This window comes from Bacillus clarus (genome assembly GCF_000746925.1).
GTDB lineage: Bacteria > Bacillota > Bacilli > Bacillales > Bacillaceae_G > Bacillus_A > Bacillus_A clarus.
This window is the reverse complement of record NZ_JMQC01000008.1, coordinates 4,041,290-4,067,874: the sequence shown is the minus strand read 5'-3', so window position 1 is coordinate 4,067,874 and position 26,585 is coordinate 4,041,290. Positions and strand designations below refer to the sequence as shown.

Genomic DNA, 26,585 nt, shown 5'->3' with positions numbered 1-26,585 from the left:
ATCCTCCTGATTATTCATCAAAATCTTCCTTTGTTTTAGCACTTTTGTGTTGAAATCGTACACTATCTGACGATTGTAGCTCTACAGATCTGTTTGTCTGAGCCGATAAAGGCAAGCGAATCAAAGCATCCTTTAACTCATGAAGACGAAGAGGATAGATTGGCTCTAAATACGGTCTTCCAAGGGATGTTAAACGTAACAAATGAACCATAAAAAAAATAGCGACGATCACAATTCCTAATAATCCCCATAATCCTGCAAAAAAAAGAAACGGATAACGAATTAAACGAATGGCAATCCCCATTTTATAAACAGGTGTTGTAAATGAGGCTAATGCAGACAGCGCAATAATAATGAGAAGAGCATTACTCGTTATCCCAGCTTCAACAGATGCTGTTCCAATTACAATTCCCCCTACAATGCCAATAGTTTGTCCAACTTTCGCAGGTAGTCTTGCCCCAGCTTCTCTAAGAATATCAATGGTCAATTCTAAAATAATAGCTTCTGAAATGGGAAGGAGTGGAATGGTGCTTCTCGAAATTACTAAGGTACTTATTAGATCCTTTGGAACGATCAAATAATGATGGCTTAAAATTGCTACATAAAGAGGTGTCGCCAAAATAGAAAAAAGCACACCAAACAACCGAATAATCCGAAAAAAAGAGGCGACTTGCCAGTTAATAAAGTAGTCTTCAAACGCGGAAAAAAATTCCACTAGTGTTGTTGGCCCAACAAGAGCATGAGGAGAACCATCCACTAATACAACAATTTTCCCCTCTCCAAGGACGCCAGCTGCATGGTCAGGTCGCTCTGTATTAAGTAATTGAGGAAATATGGAATTATTATTGTCAGAAATCATTCCTTCGATATACGAACTATCAAGTATTTGATGACATTGAATATCACTAATACGTTGCAAAACAGTATGTACATTTTCTTCATTTGCAACACCTTCTATGTAAAGAACAGCGATTTTAGTTTTGGAAAGTGTTCCGACTGAAAGTTCTTTAACGTGTAGTTGTGGGGTTGGTAATCGTTTACGGACTAAATACAAATTGGTTTCTAATGTTTCAACAAAAGATTCTTTGGGACCAGTTACACTAAATTCTTCTTCCGGTATTGTGATAGAACGTGTCTGATTCGCTCCTGCTTGGATTAGTACGCACGTTTCATCCTCCTGATTAAATTGGATGATTATATAGCCCATCAGTAATTTAGATTTAATTTTCTCTAAATTATTAGTAATTATTATATCTTCAATAGGGAGTGCAGCCTGTATTTCTTTCAAAGAAGAATATGTTGATTTGCTTAAAAAGGGCAGAATATCCCGATGTAATATCTCCGAATCAACAAGAGATGTAAAATAAGAAATTACAAAAGATTGAGGCATTTGTGGATAAGAAAATTGAATAAAATCACCAGATTCTTTAAATGCTCTGATTACACTTTGAATAGATTCACTTGTTGTAGTTGCAGTTTGTTTATGGTTACTCATAAAACCACCTCAAATTCATTTTCTCTGATAACTAAAATATTATAGTCTTATGGATATAAATTAAGTATGCCTTACTATTACATTTTATTTGTAACCTCTTTTTCTGATTTTATTCTTAAAGAAACATCCACAAAATTCTCTACTAAAAAGCATGAGATAATTCTTTAAAAAGTGCTAATCCTTTTGAACAAAACCTGTTTTCATCTGAAGATGCAATCCAATACGTATCTAATTCAAATCCTATTCCTTGTGGTGCTGATAGAATCCCTAAACCTCCTCTATCACCAACAAACCAAATTGATCCGCGATGAAATGCTATTGCAATACCATCAGCCTCATTACTTTTAGACCCTAGGTATATATTTGCTACGAGAGTAAAATCATGTCTCATATCTAATGCCGTTTTTCCAGTAATCGTACTTGCTTGAGAATTTATAACATCTGTTAAGATTGTAAAGTTAGTATTAGGATCAAATTTAGCAGAACCATTTATACTACATATTTCACGACTATCAAGAGATAGTTTGGCGTACTATCATTCTTCCAAGAAGACGGATTTTTTTATGCATTCATTTTTGAATATTTATGAGTTTTGCAACACCTCTTAAAAACAAAAAAAGCTCAACTCCCCTAGTATAGAAGGGTTTTGAGCTTTTTTTGTTTTTTAGGAATTTTAAAGTCTCAAAGTAAATAGATACATTGAAACATATATAAATGTCGAAAAGCAGCTTCTTACTATTTCTTTTGAGAAATAGTGTACTTATTAGTTACAGCCAAAATTAAAATACATATATATTAATTTTAATATATATTCATTTTATAAATCCATGTTATATTTCAACTTAAAATTTTACATATCTTATCGAGCTAAATCTCTTCCTTCTCCATGATATATAGTGTACTCTTATTGCTGTTATTCTATAAATATGATTTTGGGCATGTATAGTGCTCCCTATTAGAATGAAACTTTTTCAAATAAATTCTTCCTTATCAATCCTTATATTCTCGCTTTACCTGTTGATACTTTTCCCATGTATCTACATCAAAAAACATTTTCTCGCTTTCAGACAACAATGAAATTCCATTCATACCAGGTTTTGTAAAAATTGCACGTGCCCCTTCATCCCCTTTCAATGCTTGAAAAAGTGGAAACACTTTCTTTGTAAATAAAACAGGCGGTTGTCTTATCCCTCTATAACTCGCTGCTACAAAGTGAATGTTTTCATTTTGCTCACAGCAACTTATCATCTTATTTATAAATTCAAGTGTCACAAATGGTTGATCAGCTAGAAGGACAAGCACTCCATCTACATTCATTCGTTTCGCCTTCTCCACACCGCATCGAAGAGAGTATGACTGTCCTCTATAAGCATTTGAACAAGAAAGAATGCGAACTTTTTCGTGGCACATTCTTTCTAACATCCAGGTAGGTTCATTCGTAACAACAACAATAATATGTGAGAGCCTTGAAGAAACTGCTGCTTGTAACGCTAAGTTTCCAAGTGGTTTCCCTTGTAATGGAATGTACAGTTTATGTATTCCAGGCCCCATTCTCCGACTGTTTCCAGCAGCTAAATATATTCCAGCAATCTTTATTTTACTTCCCCCTTAATTCTTGAATGATTTCAGCTATTATACTAATCGCAATTTCAGTTGGACCTTTTGCTCCAATTGTAAGTCCCACTGGTGAATGAAGATGTTTTGGTATTGTTTTTCCTTCTAATAGACGAGCAGTGCGATGTCGTGGACCTAAAATACCAATATAGCGAACACATTGTTCACATAAAAGCTCAACCAATTGTTGGTCGCGCTGAAAATGATGGTTCATAATCACAACAAAATCTTTTTCTCGTAATAGAAGTCGCGGTACAATCTCTTTTGGAAACCCAATCATACAAGTATCTGCACTCGGGAAATGTGAAATATTACATAATGATTCACGCCAATCACAAACTGTCACGAAAAAGTTTACTTCTTTCGCAAACCGAACAAGTGGTTTTGCGTCTTCTCCTGCTCCAAAAATAAAAAGACGTGGCTTTGGCATAAAATGTTGATAATAGCATTGACCATGTAAAGAAAGAGATAAAAACGAAACCTCACTATCCCCAAACGTATCACCGTTCTCACAGATAAATAAAGTTTGTAACAAAGAAAGATCTTTTATCATCTGAACAGAAATGCCGTTCTTGAGACATACATATAATGTTCGTAAAAAAGCCTTGTACTCATCATCTATATGTTCAACTAATATATGAACAATACCGTTGCATCCTATTCCCCAAGATAAATCATCTTCCGCTTTCGTATTAAACTGATGAATAGACCACGTTTGATTCTCTATCACTTCTGCCGCATAAAACGAAACCTCTTCTTCCAAGCAGCCCGCACTTAACATTCCAACTTTTGTCCCATCTTCACAAAAAAGCATGATTGTTCCTTCTTTGCAATATGCGGAACCTTCCACATGAATAATCGTTGCTAAGGCACATCGTTGTTCACAAGATAGTAGTACTTCTAGTACAGTATGAACAGAAGTCATAAGTGATTCCCTCGATGCTTTTGTAAGACAGATTTCACAGCCTCTTCAATCTCCTGGTAACTTGTGCACCGGCAAATATTAGAACTTAACCATTCTTCAATCATTGCATCGTTCACATCCATTTTTTGTGTGACGAGCGCATGACAATTCATGATAAACCCAGGCGTACAATACCCACACTGAAAAGCCCATTTGTCTTCAAAAGCTTGTTGAATAGGCGTTTCTCGTAAACCTTCAATGGTTACAATCCGCTTACCCATCGCTTCCACGGCTAACATAATACAAGATTTGATTGGTATTCCATCAACAAGAACTGTACAAGCACCACAATCGCCGTTTTCGCATCCCGGCTTAGCTCCTGTCAAATCGAGTTGTTGCCGTAATGTATATAATAACGTATCCGCCATTCTGACAATCACTTCTCTGTCTTCCCCATTCACCTGAAGAATAAATTGCCCCTTTCCCATTATTCTCTCATCCCTTCAAGCTTTATCAATACATCGTAAAGCACATGTTTCAAAACAAAAATACGATAAGCACGTGAGCCTCGTATATCATCTAATATAAGCGCAGGAATATGAAAAAGGGCGCGTTCAATTCTCTTCTCTACCGGAATATCCCAATCGTTTAACACTGCTTCCATTGCGGATGATCGAAATGGAAATGCACACAATCCACTAAATGCGATTCGAATGCTATCATCACTTTTTAGTGCAGTAACTGTTACAAGTGGGTAATCAATTTTCTCTAATTGTCTTTTTTTTACACTATAATACGGCAATCCTACATATTTTTGGTCTGTTATAATTTGTATAAGAAACTCACCTTTTTGCAATTGTAATTTCTCAATAAATGCTTGCTGAGCTGGGATATGCTTTATGCCTTCTCTTCCTGCAATAACAAATGTGCTATCAGCTAGTAAAAAAGGAAGCACTGCTTCTCTATATATAATTTTCCCTGCAATGTTTCCACCAAGTGTAATTTTATTTCTTGCGGTGTGATCTGCCGCTCTTCCAGCAGTCTCTCCAAGAAGAGGAAATACTTTTGCATCTTGAACTTCTGTTAATGTTAATGTAACTCCAAGGATAAGCTTATTGTCATTCCATGCACAAACATTACATTCAGGAATGTCTTTTAAATCAATCACCGCTTTCGTCATGATTTGTTGCAAGCGACCCATCGTAATAATTTCAGTACCACCTCCATAATAAATGGGGCTTTTCCCCTCTTCATCCAATTGATGAAATAACCGGATGGTTTCTTTAATGGAACGCGGACGATAATATTCAAAGTCAAATGGTATCATACACACCATTCTCCTTCTCTTGTTTTACTTTCCAAATTAATTCAGGAGTGAGTGGTAATTGACGAAGTGAAATAATAGCTGCAATTGATAAAGCATTCGCTAAAGCAGCTGGCATACCGATAATTCCATGCTCCCCAAGTCCTCTTGAACCGAATGCAGCTTGGTCATGTGGTACCTCCACAAATTCAGCAATGTATTTGGGCTGTTGACCATAATGCATCACTTTATAAGAACGAAACTGATCATTAAGAATTCTTCCATACAAGTCGTAATGAAATGTTTCTCTCGTCGCAAAACTTAATCCCATACTCATAGCCCCTATAATTTGTGTTTCTGCTCCTTTTCTATTTAAAATCCTTCCTGCATCTGCAACCGTTATTGCTTTAATTAATTTATATGTATACGTCTGTGGGTCAAATTCAATCTCGATCGCTTGTGCTCCCACTCCCCATTCCGGTCCTTGTTGTCCTTTTCCTGTTTCATAATCAATCTTTGTAATCCCTTCAAAGACGTAAGTACCTCTTCCAATTATTTGTGACCCTAATACATTTCCGCTCGAATCAACATATCCAAAAACAATTTTTGAAAAGGGCACGTAAATATCGGGATTTGTTTTCGCGTACACAGTCTTATTCGCGATTGCTAGCTCATCTGCTGGTATTCCAAGTAAATGAGCAGCTGTATCTAGTAACTGATTCCTTACATCTTCCGTCGCTTTTACAACTGCATTTCCAACAAGGTGCGTCGTTCGACTAGCAGCTGTTTTCCAATGTTTCGGCGTTACTTGTGTATTGACTTCCATCATGATAGATACATCTTCAACACTCATATTCATTTTTTCTGCAACCATTTGTGTCAAAGTTGTTTTCGTTCCTTGCCCAATTTCAACAGCACCACAATTAATATTTACACTTCCATTACTATTAAAGGTTAAAGTCGCACCAGCTCCGGCGTTATTTGGTGTGGTCGAATTTTTCCAAAAACAACTAATCCCTTTTGCTTGTATTCTGCCATTTGATAAAACAATTCGATTGCCTTCTTTCCAATTAATAAGCGACTTTAATTTTTGTAGACACGCCTGAATATCCCCTGTATTACTTTTGGTGACTGATACTTGCGTTGGTGTTGTATCTCCTAATCCAATTGCATTTTTCATACGAAACGTAAGCGGGCATATACCTATTTTATTTGCCAATATATCTATCATTCTTTCAATTACAAATGTATACTCAGCATGACCAAACCCTCGAAACGATGTCGCATATGGATGATTCGTGTACATACAAAGCGAATCACACGATACATTCTGGATAGAATACGGACCTGTACAGTCTAATCCAGCTGCTTTACTCATTGTCACCGCTCGATCAGCATAAGCACCGCCATCAAATAAATACAAAATCTCTGCAGCTTGTAACTTTCCATTCTTTGTACATCCAAGCTTTACTTTTGCTTGTAATCCAATATGAACAGGGGATGTTACAAAGTCTTCTTCTCTACTATTTCGAATGATAACACGCCTTCCGCTGACCGCTTTTGAAGCAAGATAAGCTAAATACTCAAGTTGTACCGCTGTTTTTCCGCCATACGCTCCTCCGACTAAAGGAACATACACAATTATTTTTTCCTCATCAATTTGAAACGCTTTACTAAGCAATCTTTTAATTTCAAAAGGAGCTTGCGAAGTAGAATGAACAATAACTTCTCCATCTGGCTTAATTTCTACCTTCGCACATCGTGTTTCCATTGCGGTATGATCAGATTGCCTGAAGGAAAACGTTTCCTCTACAACAACTTCACTATTTACAAACCCTTTCCGAGTATCACCCTTACGAATTTTCGTTCTATTTGCAATGTTTGTATGTGCTTCTGGATATACTACTTCTTCCAATTCATATTGTTCTACATTTTCATGTACGAGTATATCCCTTTCTAAATAGGCTTGTAGTGGAGCCTGAACTACGGGGAGTTTTTTATATGTAACACGTATTTGCGTTACTGCTTGTTTAGCAATCGCTTCACTATCCGCTACAACAAGTGCAATAGGTTCACCAAAATATCGTACTTTCTCATAGGCTAATATAGGGCGATCTACAATACTAGAACCGACAAGAATAGGATAATCTGCTCCTGTTACCACAGCATGAACACCAGGGATTTTCTTAGCTTTCCTTATATCAATGCTTTCAATAAAAGCATGAGCATATACACTCGTTAACACTTTTGCATATAACGTGCCGACCTCTATCTCATCATCCACATACTTCGCTCTTCCCGTTACCTTATCAGCACTTTCTTTTCGTTTGACGCTTTTTCCAATGATGTGATCCTGTTTCATTCCACGCCTCCTTCCTTATCTCTTCTACCAACCTATTCACAGTCCAATCCATTTAGTACGAAACTCCATATAGGAGCGTAATACCATTTCAAGTGGTTATCCTGCCCCGCAAACAGTTTCCAGGTATTAGTAGATAAGAAACACCAGGAAAGAGTAATTTCTGCAAACCGATCAGCACATCTCCCCCATCCAGTTAAGATAGTTTTGTATCCATAACATAAAATAAACGCCATCCTTTCCTATGATTCTACAGAAAGAATAGCGTATTTTTTATGGTAGGGGATATTTCTTTTTATTAACTTGATAGCGATGGAGTAGTACCACAAAACGCCAATTTCCTGCGCTAAGAGATAATCGGGCTTTTTACAGTTAAGTCGTTTGTAGTGATATATGTAAAATTACATTAAATATACTCTGAGATGATTAATACATATTTCCCCTTTTATTTTGGTAATATCTTTTCAAGTGGTTCGAAAATAACCTGAATCAGTGTGTTAGGACCTGGTATATCAGGAAAGTGATTGAGCAGTATAGCCAGAGTCCATCCAATCGCTGTCAAAGAAACAAAAACGAATTTATCCTTTTTGGGATAATGATTCATTTTGGGCCACTGATAGAGAATTATAAGACACACTACGAACGTAATAGCAACAGTTGGCCCGACCTTCATTTCTTTTCCTCCTTTTGTTTAGGTAAACCAGCAGGTCTCGTGCTTACTCCTGGCCTCCGCACATAAGCTTTGATATCAAAATCAACTTCCACTTGCGGAAAAACCTTATTCCACTGAGCCTTCGCTTTATCCCATTTGTCCGGATATTTTCGTTCAAAGGCTTCTGCAAAATGAAAAATATCCGCTTTCATTCCTTTCTGTACCTCTTCTAAAGTCTGAGTGATTCGTTGTTGAATATCCTTTGCCAATTTTTTTTGAATCATTTTATTTATTTCCGGTTTCATAACATCCAAATCAGTAGCGTTTTCTACGATACTTCCTTCAGTTCTAATATTCGCTACTATTTTCCATTTATTATTTTCAATTTTAGGAACTATATCAGTAAGTTCCTGAGTGAGTTCCATCGTTATAGTCCCTCTTCCATTTTGAGGTTTCACTGCCACGACCGCTTCTTGAATTTCATTTCTTAACCAAAGAACCCCTTTTGTCATTTTTTGATCAATTTTCCCAATCATTTTGTCTCTCTTAAAAATGGATGTTTCGAGGATAGGACCAAGTGTTTCCTTTTCTTCAATCTGTTCCAAAGTTTTCGTATTAATGTAGGGAAGAATAGCTCCACCTGCCTGTCCTGTAATCATTTGTTGAAAATCTTTTAAAGTAATAACTGCACTCATCCGTTCATCTGCAAGTTTCCGCAGGGATTGCCCTATATATCCCTCAAGAGGAGACTGAAGTGTTAAAAGATGAGCTGCTTCCCCTTCACTGACAAATAAATATGAACGATTCCGGGGTTCTGGGTGGCGTACAAGGAAATCTATTTCATCATGAAGCCCCTCTTTCGCGAGCTGTTCCCCGAAAATATAAACTCTACATTGCCCCCAGAAGAGCTCACGGGAGGTTTTTGCTTGAATTTTTGACATAGCATCCGTAATACTTTTCCCTAATGCAGTTCTCACTATGGTCGATTTATCTTCTCCACCCGCTCCGTGCTGCCCACTCTTCTCTCCTTGAGGAATCAAAATCTGAACCGACACTTTAGTCTGATCTTTACTTTTATCAATGGCTGTTGTTAATACAATTGCCATCTCATTCGTTTCTATTCGATCCCAACAACCCGTGAGTAGAAGGAGGTATATAAAAAAGAGAAGAACTAAGAACGCTTTTTTTCTATTAATAGAGACATAACGTTTCACTGTTGTCGCTCTCCCTTCTTTTTATTATGTTTCTTCCGAATCATAGCCAGAAACAAGAGGCATAATGGAATTACAATGAGGAAAAGCGGTTTATATAACGGGCTCACCAACTTATAAAACTGAGTCATTTCCGGTATATTAGGATGTGCCCATATACCGAACACGATCATAAGCAAACCGTATGGAAAGACAACAGGACGGTAGTCAGACAATTTTAACCATTGAGCAGTCCCTAATACAAGAGCATAATAGAAAACCGATATTTTAAGAAAAATCCCCGCCACCCAAACCACCATAATGAAGGCTTCTAGGTGTTCAAAAAAATCGCCAATACGGATATACCGAGCTGCCTCAAACACCGGATAAAGGTAGCTGCTGGTCATCATTCCTCCAAATAAAAAAAGAACTGTCAGATTGATTACTACCATTGTGAGCGTAACGGCCAAAACAGAGATCATGCCCCACTTCTTTCCTTTCTTCCGATCTGTTAAGAAAGGTAATAAAAAAGAAATGACGAAGAACTCCGTAAACCAAGCTAATCCTGGGATCATCGCTCCCGATATAGAAGGCGTAATTCCATGCATCATGATGGGAAACATATTTTGGATCTCGAAGTCCCGCAAAAGAAGAACCACCATAATGAATAAAGGAACAATAAGTAGTGGGATATAAAGTTGAGCTAGTCTCCCCAATACTTCTATCCCCCCATAAACTACAAAGGCACAGAGGAGGGTAAGACAGGAAATTATGACAATACGCGGTGTTTGCGGGAGAAAAGCACCCACTGTGAACTCCGCATACTGTCGTAGGAAGTTACCGATATTCTCCAGCAAAAAAAATAAGTAAAAAAATCCAAGGATTTTTCCAAGAAAGCGTCCTAGAATCTGTTCGCTGTATTGAATAAGCGTCTCATCAGCATAGAGCTTGTTAAGACGGTAGGCAAGATATACTGAAAGAAAGCCCATGGATGAAGCAAAAATAGGGGAGATCCACATATCCCGTTCCGCCTCCCTTCCCATAATCGTAGGAACAGCCAGAATAGAGGTTCCCAAAATCATAGGATACGCTATGAGCCCCATCTGAATGGCGGAAATCTTCCCTTTCTCTAACATGCTTATTCACCTCCTTTTGAAGGATCAGGCTTCTGATTGTGAGACTGCCGGTTTGGATCGTAATCTTCTGTTAAATGAGGATGAGTATCGAACATCCACCAAGGTGCCCGGAATAACACGTCTTTCAAATCGCGCATTTTTGTAGGAGCAATGGGACTTAAATAGGGAATTCCAAAGGATCGTAAGCAACATAAATGGATACTAATCATAATTATCCCGAACATGATTCCAAGTAATCCAAGCGTTCCAGCAAGGAACATTAAAGGAAAACGAAGCATCCTAAATGCTGTCCCTTGAACATAACGCGGAATCATGAAAGAAGAGATACCGGTGATAGCCACCACGATGACCATGATTTCGGAAACCAGTCCAGCTTGGACAGCAGCTTCACCAACTACTAAAGCACCTACAATACTAACAGCAGCCCCAACCTGTTTCGGAAGCCGTATTCCTGCCTCACGTAATGCTTCGAATGTAAATTCCATAATAAGAGCTTCTACGATCGTCGGGAAAGGAACCGGTTCCCGTGATGCGACAATACTAATTAACAGCGTGTTTGGAACCATTTCTTGATGAAACGTCATGATGGCCACATATACGGAGGGACCCAGAAGAGAAATCCCAATAAATACATAGCGCATCCAGCGAATACAAGTACTTATAAGAAATCGTTGATAATAGTCCTCTGGAGCCTGAAGCAATGAAAAAAACGTGACAGGCAAAATCAAAACAAAAGGTGTCTCATCTATCATGACGGCTACTCTTCCCTCCAGAAGATTTGCAGCCGTAACATCCGGTCGTTCTGTATTGAGGATTTGAGGAAATGGCGAAAAAGAATTGTCTTCAATCAATTCTTCGATATATCCACTTTCCAATATTCCATCCAGGTCGATTCGTTGCAGTCGGCTTTGAACCTCTTCAAGAAGCGTTTGATCTACAAGTCCTTCGATGTAAGCAATTGCCACATCAGTTTGCGTATAGCGACCAATTTTCATCGATTTAAATTTCAAATCTGGACTTTTAATTTTTCTACGCAAGAGAGACGTATTGACCCTTAAAGTTTCCACAAAACCGGTTCTTGGCCCTTGTATCACCCCTTCTGCAACTGGTTCTTCAATTGACCGTTTCTCCCATTTGGACAATCCTAAAGAAAGAGCCTGCTTCTCTCCCTCCATTAAAAGAAGGGGATTTCCTTGCAAAATCGTCTCTATCCCTTCATGAACTGTATCCATTTCTTGTACATTGGCTACTGCAATTTTACTTTTCTTTAATTGATTTATAATGTCTTTTTGTTCTGTTATCTCCTGCATTAAAGGAGATAGTAGATTATTATCGATTTCTTCCAGATCTGATAAGCCCTCAATATAAATCAGAACAGCATCAATTTGATCTCCAATTAAAAAGGAACGGAAAACTACGTCCGAACAATCGGCAAAAATCATTTGAAAATAACAAAGATTTTGTTCTAAATTCGGAGAGATAGGTTGAGAATATTGTTGAATCTCCTTTTTTTGAGATAAGAGCGACCGATTTTTTGATTTTATTCGTGGAATTCTTCGCAATATGATCGTCTCTCCTTTAAAATAGAATAAAAAAAGAATCTTAAGATACTAAATTATCCTAACCAATCTCACTTATATTTAATCGTGTTTTTTTATGTCTAATGACTGTTATTCTTTTTTCCGTCTCGTTGATATCATCAATAAACCTCATTTGGCTCTGATGTAAATATATTGTTAGTTCGAAAAACATGTATGAATTCTTCTCAGAACACTGTTTATACCGTAAGCCCAAACAATTGGTGAATGAGCTTCACGATTAAATACATCATAGATAACAGAAAAGTATAGTTGTTGTTTACCAAATTGTACATATGTAATATCTGTAGCTTACGTTCTTTTGGATACCGTATACATTTTCGACCCTTTTTCGGCGCACAAAATATCCCTATTGTGTAGACGGTCTGTTTTTTCGTGCCTACACAATAGAGATATTATCAGTTCAGAAAATCCAGCGATTTTTTTACTGTATTTGTAGCAATGTCAAATATTTGATCTATTCATTTCTAAACTTACTACCTTTCAATTTAAAAGCCCTCTAGTCTAATACTATTTTTTATGAGTCTAACGCTGTATTTTAAAAGTCTACAACTTTTTTAGTGGGAAATCGCTTAACATTGTAAATCAGCATTTCCCTACTGCTCCTCTCCCTCTCGAAGTGGCATAGCACCACAATCGGAGTTTCTTTTTTAACGAGAAGAGATTCAAGATACCAATACAACCGGAACGACGCAAGTGGGCTTTCCGTGATTTGTTCAAAAAACGCCAGCGGCCGATCATATTGTTCATCGACGAAGCCCAGGACCGGCCCGTTAGAATAGAATAAACGTACGAAATCATAGTGTTTCAAGCGGTGCTTAAAAAATATTCAAGTCAGTATTAGTCTATAAAATGAAACTTACTGGATGATTTATAAGGCTTCCTTTTTTATTTTCTTTTAAATCTTGATTAAGTAGTCTCTTGATAGTCTTCTTTTATAAAGGAGCGATGTTTTGAATATATTCCCCTTCCCAAAAATATACTAACAATGTTAACAAGTTCAAAAATATACATAAGGAGAAAAGAAATGAAGCGCAGAAAATGGCCCGTTCTTCTCATGATTATCAGCATTGTAGGTATAAACCTCATGATTACTTCATTGAAAGAAAGACAAGTGAAAGCTACGAGTTCAAACAATCTCTCGAGTTCCCCACTGCAGAAAAAGAGGGAGAACAATCAACCAACTTATGATATTTGGGGACAAACTATATCTCAAATAGAAGCCGAACAGTTAATGAAAACCAAAAAAGGACAGGCTTTATTATCTCCACAAAATGGAGCTGTTAAAATTGATTCTTCATTGTTACAACTAGGAAAGAAATCTTTTTATGAAGAAACATTCGGCAATGAAGGGTTTATAACAGATATTATGGGTGCCTTTGATGGACCTATAACGCTGCCCAATATTCAAAAAGCAGTTAAGGAACTTGAAGGCAAAGGTACTACCAATTTACAGGTTGAATTAGCTAATACTGTAACGATAGGAGGAAAAACCTTTAAAAAGGGTAGAAAAGTCGACACTGGATTAGATGTCGCAAAAGGAACCAATAAAGTCTTGGGTATGCCTATTAAGTATTCTGAAGGAAAAATGAAAGCTGGGATTAGTTGCCTTGCTTGTCATGCCACCGTAGATTCAAATAGCAAACAAATTATTGAAGGCGCACCTAATTCAGATTTAAATGCAGGTCTTTTGATCGCTTTTGCAAAAAATTCAGCAGCCTACTTTACTCATACTGATATATCATCTCTCAAGAAATATATGAACAATTTCAACCACACGATCAAAACGAGTGATGACAAAACAGCTGTACTTCCTAACCCAAAAATGTTGGAAGATGCTGTGGATCGAAATGTACTAAAGTGGCCAAAAGGGAACTTTGATTCAACAATCGATATGAAAAGTAATCCAGCGCAAATCCCAGATTCCTTCACATTAGGAGATTTTCCTTATGGCTGGAGCGGACATGCCATGGCCGGACCTTTTAAAGGATTAAGTACTTTTAATAACAACGTACATGCTCAAAATTCGGATTCACTTAGCCAATCCGAAGTAAGTCGTGAACTTTTTGGAATCGATAAGGAAGTATATATGGGAACTATCTTGCAAAGTGCGGCCAATCCTAAATATCGCTATATCCCTAACCAAGGAAAGAAACCATCGGAATTTTTTGTTGCTGTTGATCCAACTCCAGGCATTCCAGGTGTGAACGAATTAATAAAGCCTCCGTCTTTTCCGAAGGTTACATTGATAGCTCCTGACGGGCTTATTGCGAGTTCACCAGGCTATAAGGTAAATGAACAAAACAATGCAATGTCTGCATGGCAAAACACTCTTGTTCCACCTAAGTCTGAAATTAAGGTGGATTCAAAGACAATGCAGCTAGGACGATCTGTGTTCAAACGAGCTTCATGCATAACGTGTCATGCTGGTTCAGATTTTACTAATAATCGGATTATTTCTGCAGCCAAAATTGGTACAGAGCCATCACGGGCGCAAGCCTTAAAGAAAACAGAAAAAATCTGGGGGGAAGCTTTCATTTATTCACCGGATACACCTGTCCCTGTTCCAAAAAACGCAAAAATCTTAAAAGTCCCTACGACACAATTGGATCCTGAACAAATTGATTTGGCTTTCGCTAAAGGGGAATCACCAGGAGGATATAAGGTTCCAAGCTTAATAGGTCTTTACTGGACTGCGCCTTACTTACACGATGGAGGAGTTGCCGTTGGACCAAACTCAAATACACAATTAGGTTTCCCTGGAACGTTAATGAAGGGAGTCTATCCTGATCCGGTGAACAGTTTACGGGCATTAGTAGATAAGAAACAAAGGGAAAGAGTAATCGCTGCGAATCGATTAGCAAATCTTCAACAAGTTCATGTTCAAGGAATCGGACATGAATATTGGGTAGATGCTTCAACAGGTTTTTCCAACCAAGAACAAGATGCTTTGATTAGGTATTTACTTACATTAGAATAACCGTATAAAAGTCAGGTAGTCGCTATAACTACCTGACTTTTATACTTTATAACCTCTTACTGCTTGAAGATTCCAAATGATTATGTAGTGGTTGTAAATTCTAAAAGGAAAGAGATTGCTTCTACATACTAACCTAGAAACCCAATATATAAGTCATGAATTCCAAACAAATGAGGCATTTCTAAATAATAGGAACTACCAATGAAAATCCAAGATAAAAGGCTAACCGTAGAAATCTTATGGTTAGCCTGCTTACATAAAGATAAAGTGAAACTTTAATTAGTGGAAGTTTTCTTCATCTCCCACCTAACTTCCTTGCCCTCGCTAAATTTTGAAGCGGGAGTGTTACTGCCAGTTAATGCGGGTAACTAAACGACTGTTCGTTGCTTACAGAAATCTCCCACTTACATTAATGTAAGTGGGAGTAGTTCAAAACTAAATTAAATCCTCAATCGAGAAGGCACCCGGCAATAATTGTTCAACCGTTACTTCTTTTTCATCGCCTTTTACATTTGTTAGTAATACAGGCATTTTCGGATCGCAAAATTCAGCAATAACTTGTCTACAAGCACCACATGGTGAAATTGGACCATCGGTTTCACCTGTAATGACTAAATAACTGAAATCACGTTCCCCTTCTGACACTGCTTTAAAGATTGCTGTTCTTTCGGCACAATTACATAAACCGTAAGAAGCATTTTCTATATTACAACCAGTATAGATTTTGCCTTCTTTCGTCACTAATGCTGCACCTACAGGGAATTTTGAATACGGAATATAAGCTTTTGATAACATCTTCGTTGCTTCTTCAATATATCTTTTTTTATCCATATTAGTTCCTCCTCAAAGTAAATGTAATTCTACTCACTATTAATCAGTAATAATTGTATGAATTAATTTAGGAGCTTCCGCTGTTTCTGAAATAGAAATGTTTTCATAAATTTTCGCTTTTACATCTTCTACATTTTCACGATTTGCATAAATCGTCACGAATGATTCGCCTTCTTTTACAGAATCACCAACTTTTTTACGTAACATTAAACCGACAGCTAAATCAATTTCATCTTCTTTCGTTGCACGGCCAGCGCCTAAAAGCATAGCAGCGATACCAATTTCATCTGCGACAATATTAGAAATAACACCCGAAGTTTTAGCTGGTACATCAATTACATATTTCGCTTGTGGTAATTTTTCTGGCTCGTCTACAATTGAGCTATCTCCACCTTGGTTGCTTAAAAACTCTTTGAATTTCTCAACTGCTTTTCCATTTTTCATAACTTCTATTAGCTTTTCACGTGCTTCTTCTAATGTATTTGCTTTTTTCGCAAGTACAACCATTTGGCTACCTAGCACAAGTACTAGTTCCGTTAAATCTTCTGGTCCTTCGCCTTTTAATGTGTCGATTGCTTCTTTCACTTCAAGAGCGTTACCGATTGCGAATCCAAGAGGCTGTGACATATCTGAAATAACAGCCATCGTTTGACGTCCAACGTTATTTCCGATGCGTACCATTGCATGTGCTAATTCTTTTGCATCTTCTTCTGTTTTCATAAATGCGCCTGCACCCGTTTTTACATCCAGTACAATTGCATCAGCACCAGCTGCAATTTTTTTACTCATAATTGAGCTTGCGATTAACGGGATTGAGTTTACTGTTCCCGTTACATCACGTAATGCATAAATTTTTTTATCAGCAGGTGTTAAATTTCCTGTTTGTCCAATAACAGCTACTTTATCACGGTTTACAATATCAATAAATTGTTCTTTCGTAATTTCAACATGGAACCCTTCTACTGCTTCTAATTTATCAATTGTTCCGCCTGTATGACCTAAACCACGACCAGACATTTTCGCAACTGGTACATCTAAAGCTGCTACTAACGGTCCTAACACTAATGTCGTTGTATCACCAACACCACCAGTTGAATGTTTATCTACTTTAATACCTTCAATTTCAGATAAGTCGATTGTTTCTCCAGATTCAACCATAGCCATCGTTAAGTCTGCGCGTTCACGATCAGACATATCCTTAAAGAAGATTGCCATTGCTAATGCACTTACTTGATAATCAGGAATTGTTCCATCTGTATATCCTTTAATAAAGAACTCAATTTCTTCTGTCGTTAACTCTTTACCATCACGTTTTTTTGCAATAATATCTACCATTCTCATCTTAATCACCAGTCCTTTTTATAGTCTATGAAACTTTTAATATAATAAGCCAACAATAGTCGCAGATAAGAAACTTACTAACGTTGCACCGAAAAGTAATTTCAAGCCAAATCGTGCTACTACATTCCCTTGTTTTTCATTTAAACTCTTAACAGCTCCTGCAATAATTCCAATTGAAGAGAAGTTTGCAAATGAAACTAAGAACACAGATATAATTGCTGTCGTTCTTGCTGAGAAATTAAAGTTTCCTTGTGCTAAATCTGTCATCGCTACAAATTCATTCGATACAAGTTTTGTCGCCATAATATTACCGGCATTAACTGCTTCATGCCAAGGAACACCCATAATAAATGCAAATGGTGCAAATGCATAACCGAGAATTTCTTGGAATGAAATACCAATTACACCTTTGAATACTGCGTTAATGAATGCGATAAGAGCAACAAATCCAATTAACATCGCTGCTACCGTAATCGCAACTTTGAAACCATCTATAATATATTCCCCTAATACTTCAAAAAAGCTCTTTTTCTCTTCCTCTTGTACTTCTAACATATCTTCTTCTTCAGTAACCTCATATGGGTTAATAATAGAAGCGATAATAAAACCACCAAATAAGTTAAGCACTAAAGCTGTTACAACATATTGTGGTTTTAATAAGACCATGTACGATCCAACTATTGACATAGAAACCGTTGACATTGCAGATGCACATAATGTGTATAATCTTCTTTCTGATAATAAGCCTAGTTGCTTCTTAACCGAAATAAATACTTCTGATTGTCCTAAAATAGCGGAAGCAACCGCATTATACGATTCAAGTTTTCCCATTCCGTTTACTTTACTTAATGCTAAACCGATAAATTTCACAATAATAGGTAATACTTTAATATGTTGCAAAATACCGATTAAAGCTGATATAAAAACGATTGGCATTAATACTCCTAAAAAGAATGAAAACTCTTTTTGATTCACTAAACCACCAAATACGAAATTCACACCGTCAGCAGCGTACTTTAACAATTCCCCAAAGCCATCGGCAATTCCGCTAATTAATATATTCCCAATACTCGTATTTAATAATAAGAAGCCGAGTATAAATTGGAGTACAATCATCGTTATAATTGGACGATATTTAACTTTGCTTCTATTATTACTAGCAAGCCAAGCGATACCTAAAATTAATACGAGGCCTATAATACCTATTAAGTATTTCATGAAATTCTCTCTCCCCATTCGTATCCGCTTACATTATTTTGAATTGTTAAAGCAATAGATACACTAATGCCTTAACAATTTGTGTACCTATTGCTTCTCTCACTGCTTTTATTGATTAATAATTATCTGTTGCACCTTTTGCGTCATTTAAAACGATTGCAACACTAGCGCTTGCTCCAATTCGAGAAGCTCCAGCCGCTACCATTTTCTCTGCATCTTCACGTGTACGAACTCCGCCTGATGCTTTCACGCCAACATCTGGTCCAACTGTTTTACGCATTAATGCGATATCTTCCGCAGTTGCTCCGCCAGTTGAGAATCCAGTTGAAGTTTTTACGAAATCAGCACCAGCTTTTACTGATAATTCGCAAGCGCGTACTTTTTCTTCGTCTGTTAATAGACAAGTTTCAATAATAACTTTTACAAGCGCTTTTCCTTTTGCAGCTTGTACAACTTCGTAAATATCTTTCTCAACGAATTCATTATCGCCATCTTTTAAAGCACCAACGTTGATTACCATATCAACTTCAGTTGCACCTTTTGCAATTACATCTTTTGTTTCGAATACTTTTGTTTCAGTTGTACTCGCACCTAATGGGAAGCCGATAACTGTACAAACATCTACATCATGTCCTGCTAATTCTTCAGCAGCTAATTTCACCCATGTAGGATTAATACAAACAGAAGCGAAATTGTATTTCTTTGCTTCTTCTAAAACTTTCATAACATCTTCTTTTTTCGTATCTGGTTTTAAAACTGTATGATCAATTAACTTTGCAATGTTCATTTTCTTCACTCCTCATATCTTTTAACAACTTCATTTTAACTCTTAGTTGAACAAATGTAAACATACTTTTGAAATTTTGTTCATTATTTTCAAAAAGGAAATTACCTCCAGAAAATCGAATCTTAATTTGTAATATAAAATGGAAAACAAAGGATGTGAGTCATTTGCTAAAATCGAAACCTTTTTTGCTAGCATTACTAATATTATGCATCGCACTATCTATATTTGTCTTTCAAAAAAGGAACGTAATTTTCCAAGAAGGGAACCCAATACCATTTGCTATAGCTATTTCAAAAATGGTTATTCAAGATAAAGAAATGATGGCAGTAGAACCGATAAATAATGAATACCCTTCCTTAGTGAAACGCGGGGAAATGGAACCATTTATCAATATGATGGAGGAAGATGGTTGGACTTTTGTTAATAGAGATATAATCGCTAACTCCCAAACCTTTGAAAAAGGAGATCAATCGAAGAGTTTTTCTTATAAGTACTTTAACAAGGTACTATTCCTTGATTTACTCATACTAAAATAGAAGGCTCTCCCAAAAGTATTATTTTGAGAGAGCCTTCTATTTCTAACCTTTTTGATAATGTAACAATTCCTTCGCAGTATGCTGATCTATAATTAACACATTTGCATATCCACCGCTTAATGCCCCATCTATTGCTTTCACTTTTCTAGATCCCCCTGCAACGAGGACAGAACGTTTCTTTAATCGTAGTTCTTCTAAATCAATTCCAATAGTACGCTGATTAATTTCTTCACTACTAATATTGCCGTCCCCATCAAAGAAACGTGAACAAATGTCACCGACCGCTTGTTTTTTCAGTAGGCTCGTTTCATCCTTATCCAAATACCCTAATCGGAATAATAGTGCTTCATCACGCACCGTTCCGACAGTGAAAATAGCAATGTTTGCTTGTTTTCCCATTTCAATAATGTGATGAATATGTCTATCTTGTTCCACTAATTCTTTCGTCACTGCATTATCAAATATAACTGGAAGTGGTAAATTCCTCGGTGTCGTTTGGAATGCGTCTGCAAATAAAGCGATTGTCTCATTCGCATACGTATTTACACTTGAATGACTAATACCGCCTTTCAACTGGACAACTTCTACTCCTTTTACGTGCTGAGGTATAATTTTCCTAGCAATTTCATACATTGTCGTTCCCCAGCTCACTCCAACGATGTCACCATTTTTCACCGTCTTTTCCATATACTCAGCAGCGTATTTACTAATATATTCCGTAATTGTCGCATACTCTGGTACAGGAGCAAATACAACGTGTGCTTCTAATAAATTATATTTTTCTTTCAATAGGTTTCCGACATTATCTAAATCAGCAAATGGATCAGCTATACTAATTTGAACAAATCCTTTTTCTTTCGCATACTTTAACAACCTTGAAATTGTTGGTCTTGAAATATTCAACTTATTTGCAATCTCTTGTTGACTATAATCAGATTGATAATATAATCTTGCAACTTCAACGCTTAATTGTTGTTTATCTTTATCCATAGTAATTTATTACATATCCTTTCCTGCATTTCCCTTTCATTACAAGCATTATACAGCTTTATGCTAGAAATTTCGACTATCTAAGCGAATAGAAAACGTTGCTTACACTTATTTCTTCCCTCTTCGCTATTTATCCTTACAATAAAAACAAAAAACAGTGGATAGTCCACTGTTTTTTCAGAGTGTTTGGAAACCCTTTAGGGTTTCCTACACTCTGGAATGTATGAATTCTGAAATTCGTACAAAATAGTAATACATGATAAAAACACAAAAAATAGCCCTTCACCTGACCCTTTTTGGTCAGGTGAAGGGCTATTTTTTTCATGTTTTGGCAGGCTGCAGTGAGATAGGCCTGCATTTGGACATACTTCACCCCTCGAAACCGGGCATACCGATAACCATGTAGTTCTTTGGCATCCGCAAAACTCCGCTCAATTGTAGAACAGCGTACTTTATATAGCTTTTTACCCGTACTTGTTAATTTGTTTTTTCTTGCGATATCTTTATATTCTTCCCAAATATGATGCGTAATGACTTTTTGTTTTTGTTTCTCTGAGAAACATTTATCACGCAATGGACAAACGGCACAATCTGTTGGATTAGATTTATATTGACGGTATCCTTCTCGATCCGTTGTCGCATATTCTAAAATACATCCCATTGGACAGGCAAATACGTCTGTTTCTTCTTCATATTTAAATTGACTTTTTGGTACTTCTTTATTCCGTTTTCCAAATCGGCGATACCCCATCACCATAAATATATTCTGTTCTGATAATTTCTTACAGATATAACCTGTAAAATAACCGGCATCAAGTGCTACAGCTTCAACTTCGAATCCAAATTTATCAATTTGAGCTTGGAGGCGTGCTAAATACGGCTCGGAATCCGCTACATTTCCAGCCGTTATATAGGTATCTGTAATCACATTGTACTTCGCATCAGTCGTACAATGATCTAAGAAATGAAAACCGTTCGGTTTTCCATCCCTCATTAAAAAGCCACTATCTGGATCAGTTGTACTTATACGAATTTTTTTAGTAGGGGTATCACTTTCCTTTCTAGGTTTTAATTCTTTTTTTCATGAGCTTCACGATCTTCCATAACCGCAGCCTCTAGTTCCTCTATATAAAACTTTGGCTTTTCTTTTTTAAATTTATGTACAAATTTATTTTTATTGGCATTCGCTTTAATGTGCGTAGAATCTGTCATCAAGGCACGTCCTCCCACCATACGGTGTTCCGTCGCTTGACGTACAATTTCATCAAAGATTTCTTCAAATATATTTGTATGAATAAAGCGCGTACGGCGATTCCAGCTGATGGTAGAATGATTTGGAATTGGATCTGATAGGGAAAATCCTAAAAACCAACGGTAAGCAATATTGGTTTTAATCTCTTTTTCTAGTTGACGTTCTGAGCGAATACCGTAAAAATATCCAATAAACATCATCTTAAATAAAACGATTGGATGAATAGAAGGACGTCCATTATTTTCACAGTAATAGGGGCGTAACTTCTCTTCAATAAAATCAAAGCTGATTGTAGCTTCAATCGCACGAAGAAAATGGTCTTGTGGAACTAATTCTTCTACAGAAACTGATACACGTTCATCACGATGATTTTTTAATGCACCCATCATAAAAAACCTCTCCTTTTCCTCTTTTTTATCAGTGTTGACACATAAAAAGAGGTTCAGACACAAAACAAGGCTGTGGAGAAGACTTTCTCCACAGCCTGAAAAAACAGTGGATAGTCCACTGTTTTTTATTTTGTTACACCTTCATGTAACTTCTCTGTGTAATTTTTTACATCTTTCCAGCTATCTCGCGCTGTATTCAAATCTTCTTTTATAAACGTAAATTCTTCAGGACTAATTCCTTTTACATTTTGCAATAAATTATTATACTTCGCTCCTACCGTATACCATTGGTTCGATATGTTTTGTAATGCCGTAATTGCTGCATCAATCGTCTCTGTCATATTCGTTGTTTTATTTTTAACATCGGTCAAAATTGCTACTTCTGCCTGCGCCCCAGAAATTCTAGCTTTCAAGTTTGCAATTTCTCTTTCTGCATTTGCAATATCTTTCTTCGCAACAGCAATCATCGGACCACCAGCAAGACATGTGATTAAAGCTACACAAAGTACACCACCAGCAATCACCATATCATTACTCTTTTTTATGGAGTCGTTATATGTATTGATTTGTTGCTCTAAGACTGGAATACCAGCATTTGTACTTGCTAAAATTGATGTTAATTGACTCGAGTCTTCCTTAAAACTATTTGTATCTTTTGCCATCCTATCCCGAAACGTTTTTAAATTCCCTAATAATACGTCTACCTCATTTTGATTCTTTACAATGTCCGCATACAACTTTTCTAAATCTACTTTTAACTTCCCGCTATCTTTTTGATCAATCGCTGCTAATAAACGATTATAGAATGCCTGAAACGTATTATTAAAATCAACAATATTTTGATCTGTCTTCATAATTTGAGGTTTCATTTGATTTAGCCAATACTGCGCATTCATCTTCGCATCTTTTTGATGCTGAATCATATTTACTCTCAAATCACCATTTATTGAGCTAATTCGATTCAAATCTGTCTCTTGCTGATCACGAATTAACTTTGCATATGAATCCATCGCAAATATGCTAGAAGTTGTTTGCGCCATTACATCTTGAAATCCTGCTGGACCAAGAGAATAATTTTTCGAGCTTTCTTGTAGCGACTGCGCCTGTCCCTTTTGTTCGGCCGCGAGAGGATGCAAAGGAAATACATTGCTTGTTGCCACTCCAGCAATCATGATAGATAAAAGACATTTTTTATAGAAATTTTTATGCATACTTCTCACCTATTCTTTTATGAGGATATGAAACATAAGAGGTAAAGCTCTCCCGACCTCTATTGATCAGGAAAGCTTTATTAGGAATAAATAATCTATACGTAACGCTACAACAATTCAGTTGCTATTATTATGCTTTTTTCGTATCTACTACTTTAATATCCTCAGCATAAATTTTTTCTGCATAGTCTTTAATGTTTTTCCAGCTATCTTTAGCTATATTCAAGTCCTCTTTAATGAAAACAAGGTCGTTTGGACTAATAGAATCTACATTTTGAAGTAAAGAATTATATTTCGATCCCATTGTATACCATTGATTTGAAATATTTTGCAACGCTGTAATTGCAGTGTCAATTGTATTTGTTAAATATTCTGTTTGTGTTTTAATGTTCGTTAATCCTGCTACTTCTAATTGAGCAGCTGTAATTTGTCCTGTTATCTTTTGAATTTCTGATTGTGCATTATCAAGTTCTTTCTTCGCTAATACAATTCCTGCTGTTCCACCACCTACTGCTGCTGCACCACCAGCAATCAACGCGATGCCTAACGGAGTCCCAGCACCAGTAGCAATTACAACTGCACCGCCAATAATTGCAATTGGGCCTAAAGCTGTCGCAACTGATGAACCGATAATGATTGCATTGTACTTACTAATCGCCTCATTATACGTTGCAATTTGATTTTGTAAAAGCGGAATTCCAGCATCTTGACTAGCTAAGATTGATGTAATTTGGTTTGCATCACTTTTGAAGTTTTGTGTATCTGCTGTCATTTTATTTCGGAATTTTTTCAAGTCTTCTACTAATTGATCTACTTTTGCTTTATTTTCTGTAATACTAGTCGATAATCTTGTAAGTCCTTTCGTCAGAGTCGATTTATCTTTTGCATCAACTGCGGCAACTAAAGTATCATAATAGTTCTGGAATTTCGTATTGTAATTAATGATATTTTGATTCGTTGAAATAAGCTGTGGCTTCATTACATCTAGCCATTGTTTAGCATTGCCTCTAGCAGTATCTTGATGCTGAATCACCTTCGCTTTTAAAGGTGCATCAACTGTCGTTACATTACCAAAGCTAACATTCCCTTGTTTAATAATTGTTAAAGCGTACAGATCCATTACTAATGCGTTAGAACCTGTTCGTTCCATCGCATCTTTAAGACCTTCTGGACCTAAGGAATACTCTTCATACTCATTATAAGCTTTTGCTACCGCATGAACTGGCGCTGGTTTCACTGTAGTTTCCGCTGCAAATGTATGAGCTGGCATAATATTACCTGCTGCAAATACTGCCATAAGCGTCGATAAAGCCATTACTTTATAAGGTTTTTTCGTCATTTTTCTTCTCTCCCTATATCATGAAGTATTGTTGTATATTCTTTCATTAATGTACTTCTACATTTGTTACGTAATCTTCAAATTGATTTGTTTGTTTATTGATTTCATCGCTTGTTTTTTTCAGCTGATTGAAATGCTTTTGAAGTAAATTACTATCTGTATACATTCCCGTTTCAAGATTTGTTTGAATTTGAATCATATTATTATTGAATACTTTCCAATCATTTAGTAAGTACTCTAAAGTTGTAATTTGTCGATTAATTAGTTCTGTAAAGCTATTCACTTGATCTTCAACAAACGTAATTTCAGTTGCTTGCATTTCAGTTTGCGATAGCTTTTGAATAAGCGGAATTAACTCTTTTTGTTTTTGTTGAATTCGAAGGGCAGCTTCTCTCGTTTGACTATCAGCGGCTTTTACAATTTCATCGCTTAAAGTACCGATAGAAACAAAGTCTATTGTTTTCGTTTGAGCTGTTTGGTTCGTTATTGTAAATACTTGCTTACCGATATTAATAGAGCCTTTAATAATTTCTTGCGGTCTATTTAAAATATTTGTAAGTTCCTTTTGAATTTCTTCTTGAATTCTTTTAATATCCGTTCTTAATTGAACAATATCTCCATTTGATCCTTGTAATGATTGCATTGCCTCATCAGCCTTTTGAGATAAACTTTGACTATCTTTATCTAATCCAACCTTAAAACGATTTAACTCCAGCAATGTTTGTTCCATATTATCTTGAATCGTTTGTACTTGCCCTTGAAGTTTTCCATAAGCACTTGTAAAATCTGCTTTTGCTTGCGCATCTTCGTTCACTTTGCCAGCTAGTTCATATAGCTTACTATAATAGCTATTAAATCTCGTACTATATCGCATCATCTCTTGATTTAAATCAATTAACTTCGGATTATATTCATCAATCCATTCTCGAACATTTGTCTTTGCAAATTTTTGATGATTCGTCAAACTACTCATCGCGTTCACCTTAATGTCTGGTTGTTGCAATATAACCAACCCATAAGCTTGTACGAGTGGAGACTGCGATCCTAACATTCTAATTGAGTTCGACAATGTATTTGGGGCAATTACATTTTGTACGTATGTTGGCTTCAAATCAGATTGCCCCCCTTCCGAGTAAGCGCTTACAGGAATGAAGCAACTCGTAGATACCGCTGTAACCAATAACCCTGTAATTAAAGTTTTTTTCACTTTAACTCCTCCTAATATATTAGTAACTATTTCTATTCTGTTGTATTTCACAATTTGTAACAGGTAAAAATAGGGAACGTTTAATGATGATTATTTTAAATTCATGTAAACTTACAACAATACTTTATATTCACCTCTTTCAGTTTGCTAAATTTTAAGTATAGTCAAAGCTTGAATTTACACGACATCATATTAACTATTCATCATACCTTTATTCTATAAATGGAACTGTATAATTCTTATTATTTAAAAA

General features: G+C 36.4%; 20 protein-coding genes and 2 pseudogenes. 2 read left to right on the top strand and 20 right to left on the bottom strand.

All coding sequences use genetic code 11. The features are described from left to right. Positions 1-10: 10 nt before the first annotated feature. From DJ93_RS21750 to DJ93_RS21700, 11 genes are all read right to left on the bottom strand, one after another. Positions 11-1,495, bottom strand: coding sequence for a spore germination protein (locus DJ93_RS21750; protein ID WP_042983173.1), 1,485 nt, complete (start codon positions 1,493-1,495; stop codon positions 11-13). Positions 1,496-1,637: 142 nt separating this feature from the next. Then, positions 1,638-1,988 carry a lectin-like domain-containing protein gene (locus tag DJ93_RS31055; RefSeq protein ID WP_259300241.1) on the bottom strand — a complete coding sequence of 117 codons (351 nt, stop codon included), beginning with the start codon at positions 1,986-1,988 and terminating at the stop codon, positions 1,638-1,640. A 497-nt stretch (positions 1,989-2,485) separates the two neighbouring features. Then, positions 2,486-3,091: a nucleotidyltransferase family protein gene (locus DJ93_RS21740; protein ID WP_080743559.1), complete on the bottom strand. Its 606-nt coding sequence runs from the start codon at positions 3,089-3,091 to the stop codon at positions 2,486-2,488. A 1-nt stretch (position 3,092) separates the two neighbouring features. Continuing rightward, complete coding sequence (locus tag DJ93_RS21735) at positions 3,093-4,034, bottom strand: XdhC family protein (RefSeq protein WP_042983170.1); 942 nt, start codon at positions 4,032-4,034, stop codon at positions 3,093-3,095. Further along, a complete protein-coding gene (locus DJ93_RS21730; protein ID WP_042983169.1) occupies positions 4,031-4,501 on the bottom strand; it encodes a (2Fe-2S)-binding protein in 471 nt (156 codons plus the stop codon). The genes DJ93_RS21735 and DJ93_RS21730 overlap by 4 nt, the downstream gene beginning before the upstream one ends. Continuing rightward, positions 4,501-5,340 (bottom strand): FAD binding domain-containing protein, encoded by an 840-nt coding sequence (locus tag DJ93_RS21725; RefSeq protein ID WP_042983168.1) that lies wholly within the window; start codon positions 5,338-5,340, stop codon positions 4,501-4,503. The genes DJ93_RS21730 and DJ93_RS21725 overlap by 1 nt, the downstream gene beginning before the upstream one ends. Next, positions 5,327-7,678, bottom strand: a complete 2,352-nt coding sequence (locus tag DJ93_RS21720) for a xanthine dehydrogenase family protein molybdopterin-binding subunit (protein ID WP_042983167.1) — start codon at positions 7,676-7,678, stop codon at positions 5,327-5,329. Before DJ93_RS21720 ends, DJ93_RS21725 begins: the two co-directional genes overlap by 14 nt. A gap of 442 nt (positions 7,679-8,120) precedes the next feature. After that, positions 8,121-8,348, bottom strand: coding sequence for a hypothetical protein (locus tag DJ93_RS21715; RefSeq protein WP_042983165.1), 228 nt, complete (start codon positions 8,346-8,348; stop codon positions 8,121-8,123). Continuing rightward, positions 8,345-9,541 (bottom strand): Ger(x)C family spore germination protein, encoded by a 1,197-nt coding sequence (locus tag DJ93_RS21710; RefSeq protein ID WP_052109602.1) that lies wholly within the window; start codon positions 9,539-9,541, stop codon positions 8,345-8,347. Before DJ93_RS21710 ends, DJ93_RS21715 begins: the two co-directional genes overlap by 4 nt. Then, positions 9,538-10,653 (bottom strand): GerAB/ArcD/ProY family transporter, encoded by a 1,116-nt coding sequence (locus DJ93_RS21705; RefSeq protein WP_042983164.1) that lies wholly within the window; start codon positions 10,651-10,653, stop codon positions 9,538-9,540. The genes DJ93_RS21710 and DJ93_RS21705 overlap by 4 nt, the downstream gene beginning before the upstream one ends. Positions 10,654-10,655: 2 nt before the next feature. Then, entirely contained in the window at positions 10,656-12,215 is a 1,560-nt protein-coding gene (locus DJ93_RS21700; RefSeq protein ID WP_374937175.1) for a spore germination protein, read from the bottom strand. A gap of 1,063 nt (positions 12,216-13,278) precedes the next feature. On the opposite strand from DJ93_RS21700, the gene DJ93_RS21695 reads away from it, so the two are divergent. After that, a complete protein-coding gene (locus DJ93_RS21695) occupies positions 13,279-15,231 on the top strand; it encodes a hypothetical protein (protein ID WP_042983163.1) in 1,953 nt (650 codons plus the stop codon). Positions 15,232-15,666: 435 nt separating this feature from the next. Here DJ93_RS21695 and DJ93_RS21690 read toward each other — a convergent pair whose 3' ends face one another. From DJ93_RS21690 to deoC, 4 genes are all read right to left on the bottom strand, one after another. Further along, entirely contained in the window at positions 15,667-16,062 is a 396-nt protein-coding gene (locus DJ93_RS21690) for a cytidine deaminase (RefSeq protein WP_042983162.1), read from the bottom strand. 39 nt (positions 16,063-16,101) lie between these two features. Then, positions 16,102-17,403, bottom strand: a complete 1,302-nt coding sequence (locus DJ93_RS21685; protein WP_042983161.1) for a pyrimidine-nucleoside phosphorylase — start codon at positions 17,401-17,403, stop codon at positions 16,102-16,104. Positions 17,404-17,439: 36 nt separating this feature from the next. Continuing rightward, positions 17,440-18,621 carry a NupC/NupG family nucleoside CNT transporter gene (locus tag DJ93_RS21680; RefSeq protein WP_042983160.1) on the bottom strand — a complete coding sequence of 394 codons (1,182 nt, stop codon included), beginning with the start codon at positions 18,619-18,621 and terminating at the stop codon, positions 17,440-17,442. 115 nt (positions 18,622-18,736) lie between these two features. Continuing rightward, positions 18,737-19,408 carry a deoxyribose-phosphate aldolase gene (gene deoC, locus DJ93_RS21675; protein ID WP_042983158.1) on the bottom strand — a complete coding sequence of 224 codons (672 nt, stop codon included), beginning with the start codon at positions 19,406-19,408 and terminating at the stop codon, positions 18,737-18,739. A 164-nt stretch (positions 19,409-19,572) separates the two neighbouring features. Between deoC and DJ93_RS21670 the strand changes: the two are divergent. Then, positions 19,573-19,939: pseudogene (locus tag DJ93_RS21670) on the top strand (hypothetical protein). A 47-nt stretch (positions 19,940-19,986) separates the two neighbouring features. Here the strand turns inward: DJ93_RS21670 and DJ93_RS21665 are convergent. The 5 genes and pseudogenes from DJ93_RS21665 to nheA all read right to left on the bottom strand — a co-directional run bounded on the left by DJ93_RS21665 (position 19,987) and on the right by nheA (position 26,332). After that, positions 19,987-20,934, bottom strand: coding sequence for a sugar-binding transcriptional regulator (locus DJ93_RS21665; protein WP_042983157.1), 948 nt, complete (start codon positions 20,932-20,934; stop codon positions 19,987-19,989). A gap of 271 nt (positions 20,935-21,205) precedes the next feature. Beyond that, positions 21,206-22,575, bottom strand: a pseudogene (locus DJ93_RS31050) (IS1182 family transposase); the annotation flags it as partial. Positions 22,576-22,700: 125 nt separating this feature from the next. Continuing rightward, entirely contained in the window at positions 22,701-23,786 is a 1,086-nt protein-coding gene (gene nheC / locus DJ93_RS21650) for a non-hemolytic enterotoxin subunit C (RefSeq protein ID WP_042983154.1), read from the bottom strand. 130 nt (positions 23,787-23,916) lie between these two features. Then, the gene (gene nheB, locus DJ93_RS21645) at positions 23,917-25,125 is read right to left on the bottom strand and encodes a non-hemolytic enterotoxin NHE subunit B (protein WP_042983153.1); all 1,209 of its coding nucleotides are present in this window, start codon (positions 25,123-25,125) and stop codon (positions 23,917-23,919) included. Positions 25,126-25,171: 46 nt separating this feature from the next. Continuing rightward, positions 25,172-26,332: a non-hemolytic enterotoxin subunit A gene (gene nheA / locus DJ93_RS21640; protein ID WP_042983152.1), complete on the bottom strand. Its 1,161-nt coding sequence runs from the start codon at positions 26,330-26,332 to the stop codon at positions 25,172-25,174. Positions 26,333-26,585: the final 253 nt, after the last annotated feature.

Bases quoted from the DNA above. Each gene is read 5' to 3' on its own strand.
- nheC (WP_042983154.1), bottom strand. From the start codon at position 23,786: ATGCATAAAAATTTCTATAAAAAATGTCTTTTATCTATCATGATTGCT.
- deoC (WP_042983158.1), bottom strand. From the start codon at position 19,408: ATGAACATTGCAAAGTTAATTGATCATACAGTTTTAAAACCAGATACG.
- DJ93_RS21730 (WP_042983169.1), bottom strand. From the start codon at position 4,501: ATGGGAAAGGGGCAATTTATTCTTCAGGTGAATGGGGAAGACAGAGAA.
- DJ93_RS21685 (WP_042983161.1), bottom strand. From the start codon at position 17,403: ATGAGAATGGTAGATATTATTGCAAAAAAACGTGATGGTAAAGAGTTA.
- DJ93_RS21690 (WP_042983162.1), bottom strand. From the start codon at position 16,062: ATGGATAAAAAAAGATATATTGAAGAAGCAACGAAGATGTTATCAAAA.
- DJ93_RS21705 (WP_042983164.1), bottom strand. From the start codon at position 10,653: ATGTTAGAGAAAGGGAAGATTTCCGCCATTCAGATGGGGCTCATAGCG.
- nheB (WP_042983153.1), bottom strand. From the start codon at position 25,125: ATGACGAAAAAACCTTATAAAGTAATGGCTTTATCGACGCTTATGGCA.
- DJ93_RS21715 (WP_042983165.1), bottom strand. From the start codon at position 8,348: ATGAAGGTCGGGCCAACTGTTGCTATTACGTTCGTAGTGTGTCTTATA.
- DJ93_RS21750 (WP_042983173.1), bottom strand. From the start codon at position 1,495: ATGAGTAACCATAAACAAACTGCAACTACAACAAGTGAATCTATTCAA.
- DJ93_RS21695 (WP_042983163.1), top strand. From the start codon at position 13,279: ATGAAGCGCAGAAAATGGCCCGTTCTTCTCATGATTATCAGCATTGTA.
- DJ93_RS21680 (WP_042983160.1), bottom strand. From the start codon at position 18,621: ATGAAATACTTAATAGGTATTATAGGCCTCGTATTAATTTTAGGTATC.
- DJ93_RS21725 (WP_042983168.1), bottom strand. From the start codon at position 5,340: ATGATACCATTTGACTTTGAATATTATCGTCCGCGTTCCATTAAAGAA.
- DJ93_RS21665 (WP_042983157.1), bottom strand. From the start codon at position 20,934: ATGGATAAAGATAAACAACAATTAAGCGTTGAAGTTGCAAGATTATAT.
- DJ93_RS21735 (WP_042983170.1), bottom strand. From the start codon at position 4,034: ATGACTTCTGTTCATACTGTACTAGAAGTACTACTATCTTGTGAACAA.
- DJ93_RS21720 (WP_042983167.1), bottom strand. From the start codon at position 7,678: ATGAAACAGGATCACATCATTGGAAAAAGCGTCAAACGAAAAGAAAGT.